This is a genomic window from Sorangium sp. So ce321, assembly GCF_051530195.1.
Lineage (GTDB): Bacteria > Myxococcota_A > Polyangia > Polyangiales > Polyangiaceae > Sorangium.
Genome location: NZ_CP150329.1, coordinates 7,744,442 through 7,760,652, shown reverse-complemented (window position 1 = coordinate 7,760,652; position 16,211 = coordinate 7,744,442). Strand labels below are relative to the sequence as shown.

8 protein-coding genes are annotated in these 16,211 nt (G+C 72.9%); 3 read left to right on the top strand and 5 right to left on the bottom strand.

Annotated elements, in window-relative coordinates:
- Position 1: 1 nt before the first annotated feature.
- The 3 genes from nrfD to WME89_RS28515 all read right to left on the bottom strand — a co-directional run bounded on the left by nrfD (position 2) and on the right by WME89_RS28515 (position 5,118).
- A complete protein-coding gene (gene nrfD / locus WME89_RS28525; protein WP_438002845.1) occupies positions 2-1,345 on the bottom strand; it encodes an NrfD/PsrC family molybdoenzyme membrane anchor subunit in 1,344 nt (447 codons plus the stop codon).
- Complete coding sequence (locus tag WME89_RS28520; RefSeq protein ID WP_438002844.1) at positions 1,342-4,386, bottom strand: TAT-variant-translocated molybdopterin oxidoreductase; 3,045 nt, start codon at positions 4,384-4,386, stop codon at positions 1,342-1,344. Before WME89_RS28520 ends, nrfD begins: the two co-directional genes overlap by 4 nt.
- Before the next feature lie 81 nt (positions 4,387-4,467).
- Positions 4,468-5,118 (bottom strand): cytochrome c3 family protein, encoded by a 651-nt coding sequence (locus WME89_RS28515; protein ID WP_438002843.1) that lies wholly within the window; start codon positions 5,116-5,118, stop codon positions 4,468-4,470.
- 354 nt (positions 5,119-5,472) lie between these two features.
- Here WME89_RS28515 and WME89_RS28510 point away from each other — a divergent pair, with 354 nt between their 5' ends.
- A complete protein-coding gene (locus WME89_RS28510) occupies positions 5,473-6,846 on the top strand; it encodes a PQQ-dependent sugar dehydrogenase (protein WP_438002842.1) in 1,374 nt (457 codons plus the stop codon).
- A gap of 40 nt (positions 6,847-6,886) precedes the next feature.
- Here the strand turns inward: WME89_RS28510 and WME89_RS28505 are convergent, their stop codons facing one another.
- Positions 6,887-8,002 carry a hypothetical protein gene (locus WME89_RS28505; RefSeq protein ID WP_438002841.1) on the bottom strand — a complete coding sequence of 372 codons (1,116 nt, stop codon included), beginning with the start codon at positions 8,000-8,002 and terminating at the stop codon, positions 6,887-6,889.
- A 10-nt stretch (positions 8,003-8,012) separates the two neighbouring features.
- Entirely contained in the window at positions 8,013-9,515 is a 1,503-nt protein-coding gene (locus tag WME89_RS28500) for a serine/threonine-protein kinase (RefSeq protein ID WP_438002840.1), read from the bottom strand.
- Between the two features lie 332 nt (positions 9,516-9,847).
- Between WME89_RS28500 and WME89_RS28495 the strand changes: the two genes are divergently transcribed.
- Together WME89_RS28495 and WME89_RS28490 are read left to right on the top strand one after the other, a co-directional pair.
- The gene (locus WME89_RS28495) at positions 9,848-10,471 is read left to right on the top strand and encodes a TetR/AcrR family transcriptional regulator (protein ID WP_438002839.1); all 624 of its coding nucleotides are present in this window, start codon (positions 9,848-9,850) and stop codon (positions 10,469-10,471) included.
- Positions 10,472-10,848: 377 nt separating this feature from the next.
- Positions 10,849-16,191 carry a trifunctional serine/threonine-protein kinase/ATP-binding protein/sensor histidine kinase gene (locus tag WME89_RS28490; RefSeq protein ID WP_438011984.1) on the top strand — a complete coding sequence of 1,781 codons (5,343 nt, stop codon included), beginning with the start codon at positions 10,849-10,851 and terminating at the stop codon, positions 16,189-16,191.
- Positions 16,192-16,211: the final 20 nt, after the last annotated feature.

Here is a 16,211-nt window from a genome sequence, read left to right as displayed (position 1 = left end):
CTCAGTGCTCCTCCTTGCTGAGCTCGTGGTTCAGCTCCTTGACCTCGGCCACGGGGATGAACGGGAAGAGGCGCAGGAAGATCAGGAAGAGCAGCAGGAAGAAGCTGATCGTCCCGGCGAACATCGAGAGATCGACCCACGTCGGGCGGTAGGCGTGCCACCCCGACGGGATGAACTCGCGCTGCAGCGACATGACGATGATCACGAACCGCTCGGACCACATCCCTACGTTCACGAGGATCGAGATGATCCAGAGCAGGGCCATGTTCCTCCGGACCCGCGAGGACCAGAGCAGCTGCGGGACGGCCACGTTGCAGACCATCTGCGCCCAGAAGACGGAGGCGTTCGGCCCGCTGGGGCGCGCCACGAAATACTGATAGATCTCGTACTCCGATCCGCTGTACCAGGCGGCGAAGAACTCGATGATGTACGAGTAGATGACGATCCACGCGGTGACGAGCGTCAGCTTGCTCAGGTTGTCGATGTGCCGCTGGGTGACGACGTTCCCGAGGTGGAAGACGCGGCGCGCCGGGATGAGCAGCGTCAGCACCATCGCGAAGCCGGAGAAGATGGCCCCGGCGACGAAGAACGGCGGGAAGATCGTCGCGTGCCAGCCCGGGACGAGCGCCATCGCGAAATCGGTGCTCACGATCGAGTGGACCGAGAGCACGAGCGGCGTCGCGAGCCCGGCGAGCAGCCCGTAGAGCAGCCGGTAGTGGCGGAAGTCGCGCGCGGAGCCGCGCCAGCCGAGCGACAGGATGCCGTAGGCGATCCGGCGGCGGCGGTCGGGGGCCCGGTCGCGGAGCGCCGCGAAGTCGGGGATGAGCCCGAGGTACCAGAAGACGAGCGAGACGGTGAAGTACGTGAAGATGGCCGCGGCGTCCCACGGCAACGCGCTCTTGTACTGGGGCCAGACCGCGAGCGTCGAGGGGTAGGGGACGAGCCAGTAGGCGAACCACGGCCGGCCGAGGTGCAGGAGCGGATAGAGGCCCGCCTGCATGACGGCGAAGAGCGTCATCGCCTCGGCGAACCGGTTGATGCTCGTGCGCCAGCGCTGCTCGAGCAGGAGCAGGATCGCGGAGATGAACGTCCCCGCGTGGCCGATGCCGACCCAGAAGACGAAGTTGATGATCCCGAACGCCCACCCGACAGGGATGTTGTTGCCCCAGACCCCGATGCCGGTGACGATGGTGTAGGTGACGGTGATCGCGAGCAGGGCGGTCCCGGCGCCCGTGAGGGCGAACGCCGCCCACCACAGCCTGGATCGCGGCTTCCACACGACCGACAGGAGCTCGTCCGAGAGCGCCGCGTCGGTGGGCCGCCCGAGGAGGAGGGGCTCGGTCACGGCTCGTCGAGCTCCGGGTTCGTGTTGTCGATGCGCGCGAGGTACATGGTCCTCGGCCGGGTGCCCTGGTCGTGGAGCACCTCGAAGCTCCGCGGCTCGCCCCGCCACGCGACCATCTCCGTCTCCTTGTGCTCGAGCGCGCCGAACTGGATCGCCCGCGTCGGACAGGCCTGCTGGCAGGCGGTGACGACCTCTCCCGGGCGGATCGCGCGCTGCTCGACGCGCGCCGCGATCTCCGCGCGGCGGATCCGCTGCACGCAGTACGTGCACTTCTCCATGACGCCGCGCTCCCGCACGGTCACGTCGGGGTTGCGCTGGAGCCGCGCGAGCCCGTCGTTGTAGGCGTGGAGCTCGGTATAGTCGAACCAGTTGAACCGGCGGACCTTGTAGGGGCAGTTGTTCGAGCAGAACCGCGTCCCGACGCAGCGGTTGTAGGTCATCTCGTTGAGGCCGTCGGGGCTGTGCGTCGTCGCGTTGACGGGGCACACGTATTCACACGGCGCCTTCTCGCAGTGCTGGCACAGCATGGGCTGGTGCACGACGCCCGGGTCGCGCGGGTCGCCGGAGTAGTAGGTGTCGATCCGGAGCCAGTGCATCTCGCGGCTCTTCATGACCTCCTCTCTCCCCACCACGAGGACGTTGTTCTCGGCCTGACACGCGACGACGCACGAGCTGCACCCGGTGCAGATCGTGAGATCGATCGTCATGGCCCATTGCGCGAGCGGCACCCCGGGGGCGCGCACCTCGGGCATGAGGGACGGCTGCGGCCCCTTGTGCGCCTCCGTGAAATCGGGGTGCTCGCGGTAGACGGCGAGGGGAACCGAGAGCGCGATGGGGCGCCCTTGCAGGCTGAAGTGCCGCTGCGTCAGGGCGAGCGGGTGCTTCTGGCCCGGCCGCTTCTTCACCGACGCGCCCGCCGCGAAGAACGGCGCGTCCGTGGTGCGCAGCCGGTACGCGTCGAACCCCACGCCGGCGGCGATCGACTCGGCGCCGCTCCGCCCGTAGCCGAGCTTCAGCGACACGGTCCCGTCGGCGTGGCCCGGCGCGACGAGCACCGGTATCGAGAGGCTTCGCCCCCGGAGCTCCAGTTCGACCATGTCCTCGCTCTCGACGCCGAGCGCCCTGGCCGTCTCCGGGCTGAGCAGCGCGGCGTTGTCCCAGGTGAGCTTGGTCGTGGGATCGGGCAGCTCGAGCAGCCACGGGTTGTTGGCGAACCGGCCGTCATAGACGTTCGCGTCGGTCGAGAAGGCGACCTCGATGGTGTCGGCCGGCGCCGGCGCCGGGGGCGCCGCGGCGAGCTGCCCGAGCGCCGCGGCGATGCCGTCGGGCCGCAGCGCGGTAGTCTCGCGCGGGGCCGCGGTGCCCTCGACGAGCCCGCGCCGGAGCGCCTCCTCCCAGAACGCGTCGAAGTCGGCGCCGCCCCGGCGCGCCCTCCAGGCGTCGCGGAGCAGCTCGCGCGCGCTCCGGCGCGGCTCGCCCGCGAACACCGTGAGCACCTCGGCGGCCGTCCTGCCCTGGAAGAGCGGCTCGATGAGCGGCTGGACCAGCGAGATCGTCCCGTCGTAGGCGCGCGCGTCACCCCAGGCCTCGAGCTCGTGCGCGGCGGGCACGAACCAGTCGCAGCCGGCCGCTGTCTCGTCCTCGTAGAGCCCGAGGTAGACGCGGCTCCGGACGGCGCGCAGCAGCGCGGAGAGCTCGAGATCTGCCGGCGCCGTGTACGCCACGTTGTTCTCGAGGATCACGAGGGTGTCGACGCCGCCCCCCCGGATCTCGTCGGCGAGCGCGGCGAGGTCCTGCTCCGCGGCGCCGGCCGAGATCAGCGTCCCCGGGGTGGCCCACGCCGCGCGGTCGCCGCCGAGCGCCGCGTTCATGACGTGCGCGAGCGCGTGGACCGGCGGCGGTTGCCGCTCCCCGGCGACGACGACGCTCGCCGCGGCGCCGCGCGCGAGATCGCGCGCGAGCGCCTGGATGAACGGCCGGTCCTCCGCGCGCACCTGTGCCCGGAGCGGCAGGAGCGCGCCGAGCGCCTCCGCAGGGACGGCCCCGGGGCGCGCGCCCTCCGCGAGGAGCAGCTCCGCCGCGATCGCCGCGGCGATCGCCGGCACCTCGCTCGGGCGCCGGCGCAGGCGGTGATCGGCCATGGTCCCGGTCGGGGTCAGCCCCGGCTCGACGACGTAGAGCCGGCTCATCGTGCCCGTCGGCGAGCCGATGCGCCTGCGCTCCGCGAACTGGCGCGCGTACCGCAAGCTGAACGGCATCGACGCGAGGAAGTCCGCGTCGAGCGAGAGGATGACGTCCGCTGTCCGGAGGTCGTACTGCGCCTGGAGCGGCGCGCCGAAGGCGAGCTCGGCCCCGCGCGCCGGGTGCGGCGACCGGGCGGGCGCGTGGAACGTGAACCGGGCCGCCGGATGGCGCTCCTGGATGCGGCCGATGAGGTCGAGCACGAGCGGCGAGCCGGTGGGCCTGAGGACGAAGCGGAGCCCGGCGCCGCGGTCGTCCCGCGCGCCCGCGAACTGCTCGACGAACGCCTCCCACGCGGCCGGCCCCGCGCCGCGCCGCGCCCCGCGGGCCCGGTGCTGATCGTAGAGGCCGAGCACCGACGCCTGCTCGTGGACGCCGGTCGCGCCGAGGCTCGCCGGGTGCTCCGGGTTGCCCTCGACCTTCGTCGGCCGCCCCTCGTGGTTCTCGACGAGGACGCCGGTGGCGAACCCGTCGAGCTCCAGGCTGGTCGCGTAGTACCGGAGGAGCCCCGGGGTCACCTCCGGCGGCGTGCTCACATACGGGACGATCTTGTCCGCGGGCCTCGCGTTGCACCCGGACACGCCGGCGAGGGCCATGCTCGCGCCGAGGAGCTTGAGCCAGCCCCGCCGGCTCAGCGCGCCGGGGCTGTCTTCGGCGGCGAGGAGCGCGCCGGGGAGCGCGCGCGCCGCGGCGTCGCGGAGCTCCGGTGTCTCGAGGAGCTCCGCGAGGCTGCGCCAGTACGCCTTGCCGGTCTTGCCGTCGAGCGCGGGGCTCCATGGGGTCTGTGTTCGATCAGCCATCATCCCTCTTCAGGTCATCGGTGGATCGGCGCCGCCGCCGGTGCTGCTCTCCCCTGCTCGCCGCGCGTCCGTCTCTCCTGCTCACCTGTGGCAGGTCGAGCAGTGCAGGAGCCGCCGCACGCCGAGCTCCTGCGCGATCTGCCGGCCGATCCGCTCCGCGTCGGGGCCGGCGTCCCAGTCCATGTCGGTGATCGCGGAGGGCGGGCGGAGGTGCCGCTCCGGCGCCCTGTGGCAGTCGAGGCACCAGCCCATCGTCATCGGAGACGCCTTGTGGACGTCGGGCATCTGGTCCACGCGGCCGTGGCAGGTCACGCAGCCGACGCCCTTGCTCACGTGGATCGCGTGGTTGAAGTAGACGAAGTCCGGGATGTCGGTGACGCGGTTCCAGGGGATCGGCGTGCCCGAGAAATAGCTGGTCCGGACGAGCTCGAGCTTGGGGCTCTGGTTCCAGATCTGGCTGTGGCACCCCATGCAGAGCGCCGTCGACGGCATCCCCGCGTTGCCCGCCCGCTCGACGGTGTAATGGCAGAACCGGCAGTCGATGGCGTCGTCCTGCACATGGTGCCTGTGGTCGAACTGCACCGGCTGCTGCACGGGTACGTTCTTCCCGGTGTTCCAGTCGGAGCGCACGTAGATCATCGGCGCTGCCACGGCCGCCGCGCCGCCGAGGAAGACGGCGGCGATGGCGAGTCGAAAGGCGGTGTTGCTCCAGCGCGGAAAAACGGATGCCATGATCTCGTGTGGCCAGCCTCGCCCACCGGCAACGCGGCCGTCTCCATCGATGCGGCGATCGGGGGCTTCGTTTCGCGATCTCGCTCCCTCTCGCGCGCCGGGGGCCGCGAGCTCGGGTGATCCCGGAGCGGCGCCGTCCGGCGTGCGCCTCTACCGCTCGCGCCCGATTGCGTGCGACGTGCGCGCTCGCCTGACGGCGATCACTCGATCTTCGCCGATCAGGGCGGAGATCTGCGATATCTTCCCATCATGAGGCCATCGAGCTCGACCTTATCGCCCCTGCTTGTCATCGCCCTTCCCGTGGCGGCCGGGATGGCCCTCTTTGCGTGTTCGCGGCAGGAATCGATATCGCCGGTGCCGACGAGCGCGACGGGCGGCGGCCCCGCGGCCAGCAGCGGGGCGGGCGGCCGCGGCGCCGCGAGCGCGAGCGGCGGCGGGAGCGCCGCCAGCGCGAGCGGCGGCGGCGGGAGCGCCGCCAGCGCGAGCGGCGGCGGCGGCAGCGGCGGCGGGGAGAGCGGCGGCGGCGGCAGCGGCGGCGGGGAGAGCGGCGGAGGCGGCAGCGGCGGCACGCCCGCAGCGCGGTTGAGCTGCTCGCCGCCGAGCGAGGACGACGAGGAGGGCCCGCTCGAGCTCACCCCGGTCGTCTCAGGCCTCCAGTTCCCGCTCCTCGTGAAATCCGCGCCGGGCGACCCGGCGCGGCTCTTCATCGTGACGCAGCCAGGCCGGATCCTCGTCCTCGACGAGGGCGCCGCCGAGCCGACGACGTTCCTCGACATCCAGGAGCTCGTCATGTTCACGGGCGGCAACGGCGAGCGCGGCCTCCTCGGGCTCGCCTTCCACCCGGGTTACGAGAGCAACGGCCGCTTCTTCGTCCACTACTCGGACAAGGCGACGGGCGGCGACACGCGCGTCGTCGAGTTCAAGCGGGGCGAGCGCCCGGACGTGGCCGATCCAACCCCGGTGGCCACGTACCTCGAGCAGGCGCAGCCGCAGCGCAACCACAACGGCGGCTCGCTCGAGTTCAGCCCGGTGGACGGCTTCCTCTATCTCGGGCTCGGCGACGGCGGGAATGGCAACGATCGGGGCCCCGGCCACTCGGACATCGGCAATGGTCAGGATCTCACGACCCTGCTCGGGAAGGTCCTCCGCTTCGACGTCTCGACGCACCCGTACAGCATCCCGGAAGGCAACATGACCGGCGAGGGCGTCCGGCCCGAGATCTGGGACCATGGTCTGCGGAACCCCTACCGCTTCAGCTTCGACGCGTGCACGGGCGATCTCTACATCGCCGACGTAGGCCAGGGGCTGTGGGAGGAGATCGACATCGAGCCGGCGGGGCAGGGCCGGAAGAACTACGGCTGGCGCCTCATGGAGGGCGCGCACTGCTTCACGCCGGCCAAGGACTGCGATCCCCAGGGTCTCACCACGCTGCCCGCCGCCGAGTACGCCCATGCCGGGAGGGTCATCGAGGATTGCTCGGTCACCGGCGGCTACGTCTACCGGGGCAGCCGGATCCCGTGGCTCCGGGGGAGCTACTTCTACGGCGACTTCTGCAGCGGCAGGGTCTGGACGCTGAGGTACGAGGGCGGGGCGGCTTCCACGCCCGTCGACCGGACAGACGATCTCGGGTCGTTCGGGTTCAGCATCTCGAGCTTCGGGCAGGACGGCGCCGGCGAGGTGTACGTCGTTGATTTCAGCGGGACCGTGTACCGCGTCGACGCGGAGTGAGCGCGAGCGCCGGCGGCCGCGGCGCGCGCTACGCCGGGGCTCACATCGACCAGCGGAGCCCGGCGTAGCGCGGGCCGAGGACGAGCTCGGGCGAGCGCGCAGGCGCGGAGGCGGCCTTCTTCTCCGGCTGAACGGGCACCTGGCGGCCGCCGATGATGGCGAGCGGGATGCCGACGCCGGCGAAGACGAGCCCGCCGAGGATGAGCGCGTACCCGGCCTCCTCGTCGCTGTCCTCCTGATCGATGTAGTCGAGCGAGTCGTCCTCGAGCGGGTCGTCGAGCGAGTCGGAGTCGCACTCGGCGCCCGTGCACGCCGAGGCGAGGGCCAGGCCCCCGCCGAGGAGGGCGACGGCGCCGATGCTCGTCAGGACGATGCCCGTGACCATCATGCCCTTGCTGCGCCGCCGGGTCAGCGGCCGGGCCGGGGGCGCCGGCGCGCGTCCAGCGACAGGCGCGAGGGCGGCGCCGCCGGTCGTCGGCCGCGCGGCGGCAGCACCCGCCGGCGCAGCGGCAATACCCGCCGGCGCCGCGCCGCTGGCCGGCGGCGCGGCGGCGCGGGCTGGCGCGCCCGCGGGCAGCGGCGGGACGGCCACGGTCTCCGTGGCGCCCGCCCGGGCGAGGTCGACGGTCCTCGCGAACGGCGCCCTGCCGGCGGCGGAGGCCTCGATCGTGTGCTTCCCGGGATCCACGGGCACCGGCGTGCCCCACTGCGCGCGCCCCACGAGGGCGCCGTCGCGCTTCACCTGGAGGTCGGTCGGGGCGTCGGCGGGGGCCGTGATCGTCAGCCGGATGAGCTTCGGCTCCAGCGCCGTGGCGCGCTGCCGCGCGACCTTCTCCCGCTCCAGCTGGCCGGCGGCCTTCGCCGCGCCGGCCACCTCGAGGAACGTCGACCACGCGCTCGCCGTCCGGCCGAGCTGCTCGTAGCAGGCCGCGAGGTTGAACTGCGTGCCGATCCCCGGGTCGAGCCGCTGGCTCTCCTCGAGCTTGGGGCACGCGTCGGCGTACTTGCCCTGGGCCATCAGCTGCCTGGCCGCGTCGAAGAGCGCCTGCGCCGCCGCTGTGTCGGCCCTGGCGTCGCGGCCGCCGCCCACGAGGGCGGCAAGGAACATCGCGAGCGCCAGCAGGCGCCCGAGGTGCTGCATCGGCAGGCTCGTCATGGTGGTGTCCTCACTTGCGATCGTCGAACAGGTTGCCGTTGGCCGGCGCCGCGGGCGCCGCGGCAGGCGGCCGGGCGGCCCGGGGCGGCGGCGCCGGCGCGGCGCCCGCGGGCCGCGGCGCGGCGCCCGCGGCCCGCGGCGCGGCGCTCGCCGGGCGCGTCGGCGCGGGCTTGCCGCTGGCGGGCGCCGCGGACGCGGCAGCGGAATCGGCCGGCGCCGCGCCGCCGGCTGCGCCGTCCACCGGCGCGGGCGCCTCGACGGCGCCGGGCGTGACGGCCGGCGTGAGCGCGGCGGAGGCGGCCGGCAGCGTCGCGGCGCCCACGCCGGCGGACAGCGGCGGGCCCGCCGAGGCGCCGGCGGACGGCTCGGTCGCGGCGTCGCCGACGCGCGCGCGGGCGTTGAGGAAGGCGAAGACAGCGATCGCGGCGACGAGCGACAGGCCGATGCCCGCCAGCGCGACGGCGAGCCCCACGGGCCGCTTTCGCCGCACGACCGTCCCGCTCCACGACGGCGAGGTGCCCACCAGGGTCGGGGCGGTCGTCCCGCTCCCCGACGCGAGCGCCGGCCGCGGGGGCCCCCAGCTCCGCGAGATCCCGCTGATCCGCTCGACGGAGAGCCGCGCCCGCCCGGCCGCGAAGGGCGCGAGCGCCTCGGCCAGCTCCCCGATGTCATGGAAGCGCCGCTCCGGCGTCTTCTCCAGGCACCTCAGCACCACGGCCTCCAGCGCCGGGGGGACGTCGGCGCGGAACGCGGCGAGCGGGCGGGGGACGCCCTGCATGATCGCCACGCAGAGCTGCGGCATGGTCGCGCCGTCGAACGGCGGCTCGCCGGCGAGCAGCTCGAACAGGATGACGCCGAGCGACCAGATGTCGGTGCGCGCGTCGACGTCGCGGGAGGACTTCAGCTGCTCTGGCGACATGTAGAGCGGCGAGCCCATCACGGCCTTCGTGTCGGTGATCCGCGGGTCGGCGCCGCCGGTCGCCACCTTCGAGATCCCGAAGTCGAGCACCTTCACGCACGGGGAGCCGTCCGCGCGCCGCGTGAGGAACAGGTTCGCCGGCTTGAGGTCGCGGTGGACGATGCCCGCGGCGTGCGCCTCGGCGAGCGCCTCGCACGCCTGGAGCACGTACTCCACCGCGGTCTGCGGGGGAACCGGCCCGCCCGCGCGGAGCGCGTCGGAGAGGTCGCTGCCCGACAGGTACTCCATCACCATGTACGGCGTGCCCGACTCGAGCGTCCCGACGTCGGTCACGCGCGCCACGTGCTCGCTCTTCACCTTCACGGCGGCGCGCGCCTCGCGCACGAAGCGCTCCGCGAGCGTGCGCGAGTGCGCCGCCGCGGGCAGCAGCAGCTTGATCGCGACCCGCTCCTCGAGCTGGAGGTGCGTCGCCGCCACGACCACGCCCATCCCGCCGGCGCCGATCACCCGCTCGACGCGGTATTTGCCGGCGAGCACCTGCCCCTCTCGAACCAGCCCGTCGGCTTCGTCGTGCGTCGGCGCGGTGCTCGTCATGGCTCGGTCCCTTCGACGCGCCGGGTCGCGGATCGCGTGAACGCGCGAACTTCGAGGAAAACCCGGCGCAAAGCCAGCCCACGATAGCCGCCTGACGGACGGCGATCAATCGTGGGGCTGGGCCCCCGCCGGGGCGCCGCTGTCCCCCCGGCGCGCCCCCTCCCGCTCCTCCTCCCGCGCTCCTTCTGTGCTGCTTTCGTGCTTCTTCCTTCCGCCCTCCCTCGCGCGGCGCCGGCCGCCTCCTCCGCGCCCGCCCCCTGCCGCCCCGACCGCTCCGGACGCGGCCTGGGCGCTTCCCCCGGGCGTGGATCCGGGAGAAACTCGCTCGCGTCATGGAGCACGATCCCCCCGGCAGCGCGAGCGAGCGGCGCCAGCGGATCCTCGAGGCGACGGAGCGGCTCCTGCGCCGGTACGGGCCCGCCAAGACCACCGTGGCCGACATCGCGCGCGAGGCCGAGATCGCGGTCGGCGCCGTGTACCTCGAGTTCGCGTCGAAGGACGCCATCGTCGAGGAGCTCTCCCAGGGCCAGCACCGCGCTGTCATGGCCGCCATGCGCGCCGCGGCGGCCACGGACGGCCTGCCCTTCTGCGACCGGCTGCGCGCCGTGTTCGACGCCCGCGCGCGCGCCTTTCTGGAGCTCGCCGGCTCGGGCGCGCACGCGTGCGACCTCGTGCACTGCCAGAGCCGCGCCGTGAAGGCGGCCCACGCCCGCTTCCTCGACGAGGAGCGCGCGCTGCTCCGCGACCTCATCGCGCGCGGCGCCGGCGCGGGCGAGCTCGACGCGGCCGACCCCGAGCTCGCCGCGCGCGCGCTCCTCAGGGCCTACGCGAGCTTCTCTCCCCCGTGGCTGTTCCAGAGCTCCCGCGACGAGGTGGAGGCGATGCTGTCCGCGGTCCACCGGATCGTCCTTTACGGCCTCGCCGGCCGCGGGCCAGCTCGCGCGCCGGGGCGCTGACCCTCGCCGGCGTATCCCCGCTTGCGCGGCCAGCTCGCCTGTCGCCGCGGCCGGGCTGCCCCGCGTCGGACATCCCTTTTCGTCGCCAGCGCTCGACCGGGCCAGCGAGGCTGTTTGACGATCCGCGTTGAGCGCCCACACGGCACGATCCAGCGCATCTCGCCTCGACCTCAACGCGCTTGGCCCGCCGCCGGGGCGCTCGCCGACAGGCCTGCTCGCGCGCGGGCTGGCTCCCGACGATCTCCGGCGCACGAGCGCCGGCGCGCCGGGATTTCCGATAATTTCTGTGACAGCGGCCGACCGCTCGCCTACGATGCGGCTCTTGCCGGCGGTCAGTCGGCGCATCGTCAGAACGGAGCAGAGCTTTGCACGCGACTGTGGGCTATCGAAGCGAAGAGGTGTTGCAGACGACAAACGAGCGGTGGAGCATCGTACGTGCTGTGCGCGAGAGCGACGAGCGGCGCGTGCTGCTCAAAGCTCACCTCGACTCACCTCGTCACACGGCTGCTCCGGCCGCGGGCGCGCTCCTCAACGAATTCGAGATCACCCGCTCTCTCGGCGCCTCGCAGGTGCTGAGCCCCACGCTCCTGGAGCTCTCCGGCGAGGCGCCGGTGCTCGTCTTCGAGGACCACGACCTCGTGCCCCTCGACGGGCTCCTCGCGCGCTCTCCGCTCCCGATCGAGCAGCTCCTCGCGCGGGCCGCGAGCATGGCCGACGCGCTCGCCGAGGTGCACAGGAGCGGCGTCATCCACAAGCACATCCAGCCGCAGAGCTTCTTCGTCGACACGGCGACCGGCGCGGTCCGGCTGACCCACTTCATGTTCTCGACGCGGCTCCGGAAGGAGCACCCCCAGGCGCAGAGCACGGTCGAGGAGGGCAGACTGCCTTACATGTCGCCGGAGCAGACGGGCCGGATGAACCGGTCCCTCGACTGGCGCACGGACCTCTACTCGCTCGGGGTCGTCTTCTACGCGATGGTCGCGGGGCGCCTGCCGTTCGACGCCTCCGGGCCGCTCGAGTGGATGCACTCCCACCTCGCCCGGCCCCCCGCGCCGCTCCCGGAGGACTCCGTGCCTCCGGCCGTGTCCGCCATCATCATGAAGCTCCTCGCGAAGGACGCCGAGGAGCGGTACCAGAGCGCAGAGGGCCTGTCGAAGGACCTCCAGCGGTGCCAGGGCGCGCTCCGCGAGACCGGGCGAATCGACATGTTCCCGCTCGGCGAGCACGACGTCTCCGGCCAGTTCCGCATCCCGCACCGCCTGTACGGGCGCGAGGGGGAGGCGCAGTACTACCTGTCGATCTTCGAGCGCGTGCTCGGCGGCAGCCGCGAGGCGATCATGATCACGGGCTACTCCGGGATCGGCAAGACGTCGCTCGTGCACGAGATCTACAAGCCGCTCACCCGGGAGCACGGCTATTTCATCTCGGGCAAGTTCGACCGGCTCCACCGCGGGATCCCCTATTCCGCCGTGATCCAGGCGCTCCGGAGCCTGCTCCAGCAGGTCCTGGCGGAGAGCGCGGAGCGCGTCGAGGAGGCGCGGCGGTCGCTGCAGAAGTGCCTCGGGAGGAACGCGTCGTTGCTCCTCGACGTGCTGCCCGAGGTCGAGATCGTCCTTGGCGCCGGGAACATCCCGCCCGCGCCCACGGAGCTCGGCCCGGCGGAGGCCCAGCACCGCCTCATGCTCGCCTTCCGCGGGGTCCTCAAGGCGTTCTGCGGCAGCGAGCGGCCGCTCGTCCTCTTCCTCGACGACCTGCAGTGGGCCGACGCCGGCACGCTCTGGCTCCTCGAGGGGCTCCTCGGCGGCGAGGAGCTCGGGCCCTTCCTCCTCGTCGGGGCCTACCGCGACAACGAGGTGAACGAGAGCCACCCGCTGCTCATGACGTTGAAATCCGTGCAGGCGAGCGCCGTGCGGGTGAACACGATCCAGCTCTTCCCGCTCGCGTTCGCGTCGCTGATCCGGCTCGTGGCCGACACCCTGCGGCAGGACCCGTACGCGGTGGAGCCGCTCGCGCGGCTGGTCATGCACAAGACGGAGGGGAACCCGTTCTTCGCGCGGCAGTTCCTCCAGGCGCTCGACGCCGACGGGCTCGTCTACTTCTCCCCGGACGAGCGCCGCTTCCGCTGGGACATCGAGAAGATCGAGGCGCGCGGGTTCACCGAGAACGTCGTCGAGCTGATGAGCGGGCGCGTGCGCACCCTGGAGGCCGCCACGATCGACCTCCTGACGCTGGCCGCGTGCATCGGGAACACCTTCGATCTGGAGACGCTCGCGGTGATCGCCGGCCTCGACAGGGCGGAGATCGCGCGCCGCCTCGAGCCGGCGATCCGCGACGAGTACATCCTCGGCAGCGGGGGCGAGCTCGCGAGCGCGCCCGGCGAGGCGGCCGCCTCGAGCCGCTTCCGCTTCCTCCACGACCGCGTGCAGCAGGCGGTCTACGGGCTCATCGACCAGCAGCAGCGCGAGGCGGTCCACCTCCGGATCGGCCGCCGGCTCCTCGAAGGCGCCGCGCCGGACGAGCGCGCCGAGCGCGTCTTCGAGATCGTCGAGCAGCTCGATCAGGGCCTCGGCCTCGTGCGCGACGGCGAGGAGCGGCTCGCGATCGCCGAGCTCAACCTGGAGGCCGCCGTCCGGGCGAAGCAGGCGACCGCCTACGCGGCCGCCCGGCGCTACCTCGAGGCGGGCCGCCGCCTGCTCCCGGCCGGCGCCTTCGCGTCGCACTACGCGATCGCCTTCCCCTTGCTCCGGCATCTGGCCGAGGTGGAGTACCTGCTCGGCGCCATGGACGCCGCCGAGTCGCTCGTCACCGAGGCGCTCGGCTACGCGCGGACGCCGGTCGAGAAGGCCGATCTCCTGAAGCTCCGGATGGTCCAGTACACGATGCGCGGGCGCTTCACCGACACGGTGGAGGCAGGGCGCGAGGCGCTCGCGCTGATCGGCGTCGCGCTGCCTTCCCGCGCGGGCGAGGCCGAGCTCGCGGCGCTCGTGGACGCCGAGGCCGCGCGGGTGAAGCACCTGCTCGCCGGGCGGCCGCCCGCGTCCCTGATCGACGCGGACGAGATCGCCGACGAGGGCCAGCGGCTCGCCGTCGGCGTGCTCAACGAGCTGATGGCGCCGCTCTACATGCTCAAGCTCGAGAAGCTGAACTTCTTCGCTTGCTGCAGCATCGTGCGGATCTCGCTCGAGCACGGCCTCACCCCCGAGGCGTCCTACGGCTTCGCCATGTACGGCGGCCTGATCGGCCACTTCTACGGCGACTACCACGAGGGCTACGCGTTCGGGCGGCTGGCCGCCGACATCGGCCTCCGGTTCCGCATGCAGGGCGATTTCTGCCGCGCCTGTTACATCCTCGGCAACAACATCCAGTCGTGGGTGCGGCCGCTCTCGGAGACGGACACGCTGTTCCGGGACGGCTACCGCGCCGGCCTCGACGCGGGCGACCTCCAGTTCGCCGGCTACTTCCTCATCTACCTGCTCCTCAACCCGCTCTTCCGCGGCGCCAGCGCGCGCGGGCTGCTCGACGAGCTGCCCGGCTCGCTCCGCTTCGCGAAGCGGACCAGGCACACGGTCGCCACGCACAGCATCCTCGGCCTCTTGCTCGCGCTCCGGGACCTCACCGGCGACGACGCCGCGGTGGCCGAGGAGACGCTGACGGAGGAGCAGTTCCTCAAGGAGTGCGAGGCGCACCAGACGCGCTACGCGCTCTGCCACTACCAGATCCTGAAGACGATGTGCCTCTACCTGCACGGCCGCCCCGCGGACGCGCTGCGGGTCGCCGACGAGGCGGAGGAGAACCTCGGCTTCCTCGCCGGGAAGTTCCAGACCGCGGCGCTCAGGTTCTACCGCGCGCTCGCGATCGCGGCGGTCCTGCCCGCGGCGGAGGAGGGGGAGCGGGCGCGGCTGCGGGCCGACCTCGACGCGTGCCGCGAGCGGCTGCGCGGCTGGACGGCGAGCTGCCCGGCGAACTTCTCGCACAAGCACCTGCTCGTCGAGGCCGAGACGGCGCGCCTCGACGGGCGCCTCGACGACGCGGCCAGGTCCTACGAGGAGGCGATCGCGCTCGCGCGCCAGCACGACTTCCCGAACATCGAGGCCATCGCGTGCGAGCTCGCGGGCCGCTTCTGGATGTCGCGCGACAGGACGCGCGTCGCGCTCGACTTCCTCACGGACGCGCTCCAGGCCTACAGCCGCTGGGGCGTCGACCGCAAGATCGCGCACCTCACCGAGGAGTTCCCGCTGATCCGGCCGGGGCGCGACAGGGCCGCGCCGGGGGTCGTGCGGGCGGACGCCTTCGACGTCGAGACGCTGCTCAAGGCGGCGCGCGTCCTCTCCCAGGAGCTCGTCGTCGAGCGCCTGCTCGGCAGCATGGTGCAGGTGCTCGTCGAGAACGCCGGCGCCGAGCGGGGGACCTTGCTCCTCGTCCGCGGTGACGGGCTCGTGCTCGTCGCCCAGGGCGTGGCGCACCCGCCCGAGTCGAGGGCGCTGCCCTCGATCCCGCTCGAGGACCAGAGCGACGAGGTCTGCGCCTCCGTCGTGCGGCTCGCCGTGCGCACGCGCGAGAGCGTCATCTACGCGGACGCGTCCCGCGATCCCGCCCTGCGCGACGACCCCTACGTGAGCTCCCGCAAGGTGCGGTCGATGCTCTGCGCGCCGCTCCTGCTCAAGGGCCGGGTGCTCGGCGCGATCTACCTGGAGAACAACCTCTTCGAGGGGCTGTTCGGGCCCGAGCGGCTCGAGATCCTCCACCTGCTCGCCGCGCAGGCGGCCGTCTCGTTCAACAACGCGCTCGTCTACGAGGACCTCGAGCGCATGGTGGAGGAGCGCACGCGCGAGCTCACGAGCACGCAGCAGAAGCTCGTCGACGCCGCGCGCAAGGCGGGGATGGCCGAGGTCGCGGACAGCGCCATGCACAACGTGGGCAACGCGCTGAACAGCGTCATGGTCCTGCGGATGCAGCTCTCGGAGCGGATCGCCGGCTCGCGCGTCCCGCGGCTCGCCCAGGTGGCGCAGCTCCTCCGGGCGAACCAGGGCGACCTCGCCGCGTTCCTCGCCGAGGACCCGCGCGGCCAGCGGCTCATCGACTACATCGAGGAGCTCGCCCGGCACCTCGCGTCCGAGCAGGAGAGCGCGGCCTCGGAGCTCTCGGAGCTCGGCGAGTGCGTGAGCCGCATCCGCGACATCGTGTCCGATCAGCTCCGCAACGCCGGGATGAAGATCATCGTCGAGCCGGTCACCGTCTCGTCGGTGGTCGAGGACGCCCTGCGCGTCGGGCTGAACCGCGCCGAGCGCGCGCACCACGGCATCGAGGTGCTCTGCGAGCTCTCGGACGAGGCGCGGGTCGAGACGGACCGGCACCGGCTGCTCCAGATCGTCACGAACCTCATCACCAACGCGCGGCGCGCCGTGTGCCACGCGGTGGGCCCGGACCGCCGCGTCGTGGTCCGGTGCGCGCCGCTCGCGGGCGGCGGGTGCTCGGTCGAGGTCGAGGACACCGGCGTGGGCATCGCGTCCGAGCACCTGGCGCGGCTGTTCCAGCAGGGGTTCACCACGTGGCCCGAGGGCACGGGGCTCGGCCTGCACGCGAGCGTGCTCGAGGCGCGCCTGCTCGGCGCGTCGCTCCGCGCGGAGAGCGAGGGCGCGGGCCGGGGCGCGAAGTTCACGCTGGACCTCCCGGCCACCGCGCCCCGGAGCGGGAGGATCCACGCGGATGCCGTCAGCTGAAGCGGAGCCGGCCCAGGCGA

What these genes read in the sequence shown, in the direction of transcription:
- WME89_RS28520 (WP_438002844.1), bottom strand. Translation starts at nt 4,386, where the DNA reads ATGGCTGATCGAACACAGACCCCATGGAGCCCCGCGCTCGACGGCAAG.
- WME89_RS28515 (WP_438002843.1), bottom strand. Translation starts at nt 5,118, where the DNA reads ATGGCATCCGTTTTTCCGCGCTGGAGCAACACCGCCTTTCGACTCGCC.
- WME89_RS28505 (WP_438002841.1), bottom strand. Translation starts at nt 8,002, where the DNA reads ATGACGAGCCTGCCGATGCAGCACCTCGGGCGCCTGCTGGCGCTCGCG.
- WME89_RS28500 (WP_438002840.1), bottom strand. Translation starts at nt 9,515, where the DNA reads ATGACGAGCACCGCGCCGACGCACGACGAAGCCGACGGGCTGGTTCGA.
- WME89_RS28495 (WP_438002839.1), top strand. Translation starts at nt 9,848, where the DNA reads ATGGAGCACGATCCCCCCGGCAGCGCGAGCGAGCGGCGCCAGCGGATC.